This window comes from Rhodococcus sp. R1101 (assembly GCF_000278445.1).
Taxonomy (GTDB): domain Bacteria; phylum Actinomycetota; class Actinomycetes; order Mycobacteriales; family Mycobacteriaceae; genus Rhodococcus; species Rhodococcus gordoniae.
This window is the reverse complement of sequence record NZ_AJVB01000526.1, coordinates 1-2,524: the sequence shown is the minus strand read 5'-3', so window position 1 is coordinate 2,524 and position 2,524 is coordinate 1. Positions and strand designations below refer to the sequence as shown.

Sequence of the window (2,524 nt, the reverse complement as noted above, 5' to 3'; positions counted from 1 at the left end):
GGGGGCGAGCAACCGGTCCTTCTCGTAGATCATGTCGGTGCGGTTGTCCGCCGCCATCTCGTACTCGTTGGTCATGGTGAGCGCGCGGGTCGGGCACGCCTCGATGCACAGTCCGCAGCCGATGCACCGCAGGTAGTTGATCTGGTAGACACGTCCGTATCGTTCCCCGGGCGAGTACCGCTCCTGATCGGTGTTGTCGGCGCCCTCGACGTGGATGGCGTCGGCCGGGCACGCCCACGCGCACAGTTCGCAGCCGATGCACTTCTCGAGCCCGTCCGGATACCGGTTCAGCTGGTGGCGTCCGTGATAGCGGGGCGCGGTGGGTCTCTTCTGCTCCGGATACTGCTCGGTGTTGGGCTTCTTGAACATCGTCGTGAGCGTCACACCGAAACCGGCCAGCGGGCCGCGGAATTCGACCATCACGATCCTCCTGGGAGACGCCCCGCCGAAGCGGGCGGGCTCGATCGGGTGCCCGACCGGGCAGGTAGTGGCGGCACGGGGAATCCACCGGCCATGGCGTCGAATTCCTCGTCGGGTGCGGCCAGCTCGATCGCCTGTGCGGTACGCCGGGTCCGCCGCGCGCGCAGGGACAGGTAGCCGAACAGCAGCGCCGTGGACACCACACCGGCGACGATGAGGCTCGCGGTGCCGGGAAGTACGTCGTCGCCGTCGAGGAGGCGCAGCACGGCCACGACCATCACCCACACGACCGAGACGGGGATGAGCAGTTTCCAGCCCAGGGCCATGAACTGGTCGTATCGAAGCCTCGGCAGGGTGCTGCGCAGCCAGACGAAGACGAACAGCACGACCCACACCTTGATGACGAACCACAGCAGTGGCCACCAGCCCGAGTTCGCGCCGCTCCACAAGGTCAGCGGCCACGGCGCGTGCCAGCCGCCGAGGAACAGGGTGGTCGCGAGCGCGGAGACGGTGACCATGTTCACGTACTCGGCCAGCATGAACATCGCGAACCGCAGCGACGAGTATTCGGTGTGGAAGCCACCCACGAGTTCGCCTTCGGCTTCGGGAAGATCGAAGGGAGCGCGGTTGGTCTCCCCCACCATCGACACCGAGTACACCAGGAACGACGGGAGCAGCAGCACGACGAACCACAGATCGTTCTGCGCGGCGACGATCCCCGAGGTCGACATCGTGCCCGCCTGCAGGAAGACCGCGGCGAACGCGAGTCCCATCGCGATCTCGTAGGAGATGACCTGCGCGGTTGAGCGGAGGCCACCGAGCAGGGGGTAGGTCGAGCCGGAGGCCCAGCCGGCGAGCACGATGCCGTAGACGCCGACGGAGGTGATCGCCAGGACGTAGAGGACCGCGACGGGAAGATCCGTGAGCTGCAGCGGCGTTCGAGTTCCGAAGATCGACACCTCCGGTCCGAACGGGACGACCGCGAACGCCATGAACGCCGGGGCCGTCGCGATGATCGGGGCGAGCAGATAGATCGGCTTGTCCACCCCGGTAGGGATGATGCCTTCCTTGAGAGCGAGTTTCAGGCCGTCGGCGACGGTCTGGAACAGCCCCTGCGGTCCGACCCGGTCGGGTCCGACCCGCATCTGCATCCAGGCCATGATCTTGCGTTCGGCGAGGATCATCACGAGCGTGGTCAGAACGAGGAACGCGAAGATCGCGAGGGCCTTCACGACGACGAGCCACCACGGATCGATACCGAACATCGACAGGTCCACGGACTGCTGGGCGGTGACGCTCATCGCGGATCCTCCTCGGCCCGTCCGGTGCTCGTCGTCGCAGTGGCCCGGATCCGCACCACATCACCGGCGGTGACGCCGAGCTCGGCGTGCACCATCGATCCCGGCGACGCGGTGGGCAACCAGACGACACGGTCGGGCAGCTCGTCGATCACCAGCGGAAGCGTGATCGACCCACGCCCGGTGGAGACGGTGAGCGAACGGTGCTCGGCCGCCCCGATTTCCGCTGCTGTCGCGGCCGACAGGCGGGCGACGGGTTCGTGCGCCGTCCCGGCGAGGTGGGGTTCGTCGTCCTGCGACCGGCCCGCGTCGAGGAGCATCCGCCAGGTGGCGAGGACCGCCTCCCCGAGCACGGGACGAGGTGCAGGTCGCGGAGACGTCACCGGTGTCTCGGGGACGGCGCCCGTCCATCGCCCGAGGGCCGCGAGTTCGTGGCGCAGAGTGTCGACGTCGTGGGAGCCGGGACCCTCGAGTCCGGTATCCGGATCCAGAGCATCGGCGATCGCCGCGAGCACGCGGTGGTCGGGCAGTGCCCCGGTGTCGCGGAGCGCGATCGGGAACACCCGCTCGCGCCCTTCCCAGTCGAGGAAGCTCCCGGCCTTCTCGGCTACCGGCGCGACGGGAAAGACGACGTCGGCGCGGTCGGTCACCGTGCTGCGCCGCACTTCCAGACTCACGACGAACCCGACGCCGTCGATGCCGGCATGTGCGGCATCGGGATCGGGCAGGTCGGCGGGGTCGACCCCGGCGACCACGAGCGCGCCCAGCGCGCCCTCGGTGGCTGCGGCCAGGATCGCCGCGGTGTC

Annotated in this window: 3 protein-coding genes; all 3 read right to left on the bottom strand. The window is 68.5% G+C overall.

Annotation, left to right across the window (positions count from 1 at the left end; all coding sequences use genetic code 11):
• The coding region (gene nuoI / locus R1101_RS0121010) for an NADH-quinone oxidoreductase subunit NuoI (protein WP_016935237.1) at positions 1-420 on the bottom strand (420 nt) is incomplete at its 3' end.
• Positions 420-1,721 carry an NADH-quinone oxidoreductase subunit NuoH gene (gene nuoH / locus R1101_RS0121005; RefSeq protein ID WP_016935236.1) on the bottom strand — a complete coding sequence of 434 codons (1,302 nt, stop codon included), beginning with the start codon at positions 1,719-1,721 and terminating at the stop codon, positions 420-422. The genes nuoH and nuoI, both read right to left, overlap by 1 nt.
• Positions 1,718-2,524, bottom strand: an 807-nt coding sequence (locus tag R1101_RS27940; RefSeq protein WP_037224394.1) for a molybdopterin dinucleotide binding domain-containing protein, incomplete at its 5' end; no start/stop codon positions are given. The genes nuoH and R1101_RS27940, both read right to left, overlap by 4 nt.